Origin of the sequence: Syntrophomonas sp. UBA1041 (genome assembly GCF_002316705.1) — a bacterium.
In the GTDB taxonomy this organism is placed as follows: Bacteria; Bacillota; Syntrophomonadia; order Syntrophomonadales; family Syntrophomonadaceae; genus DTU019.
Genome location: NZ_DCEA01000013.1, coordinates 68401 through 69041, shown reverse-complemented (window position 1 = coordinate 69041; position 641 = coordinate 68401). Strand labels below are relative to the sequence as shown.

The window sequence follows — 641 nt, the reverse complement described above, 5'->3', positions numbered from 1 at the left end:
GACCTCATTCGTATATCAGAGTCTTAAGCCAAACCGCAGCTATCAATTCGTAGTAACTGCGGTTGGAGACTTCGGCTCTTCGCCGCCCTCCATGAAGAGCAACCGGGTGCGCACCGGATCACAGGCGGGCAACCCGGACAGCGACGGCAGTCCGGGGGAATACAGCCAGACGGTGCGCAAAGGCAACCAGGTCTTTTATAGCATCGGAACCAGGGATGATTCCAGAGGCTGGTTTCTTGACCTGACACAGGGGCAGCTGGCTGGAGCCACAGAGGTTGAAGTAGCTATTCCGGCCGCTTTGATCAGCCGCAACAGCAGTTCCGATCTGCGCATTCGCGGACGGGACTTTGAAATCAGCATCAGCCCGGCTGTATTTAATACTCATCAGGTCAGGACGGCCGCCCGGCAGGATGATGCCGGGATTCGTTTAAAGATCGCCCCGGCTGCTCCTCAAACCGGAGCGGTATCAGGCAATTTACTGTCGACGCCGTATAGCATTGAAGCTCAATTCTATCAGGGTGTAAATCAAAGCAGGGTTGATAATCTCTCCGGCAGTTTCGCATTATTGCTATCATACGATCAGTATAAAGCACAGCTGCGCCAGTTAAGAACGGTCATGCCCTGCCGCCTGGATACCTATC

General features: G+C 54.3%; 1 protein-coding gene. It reads left to right on the top strand.

Annotated features, from left to right (window positions below; genetic code table 11):
• A partial coding sequence (locus B2633_RS02805) for a fibronectin type III domain-containing protein (protein WP_483169018.1) occupies nt 1-641 on the top strand: 641 nt, incomplete at both ends.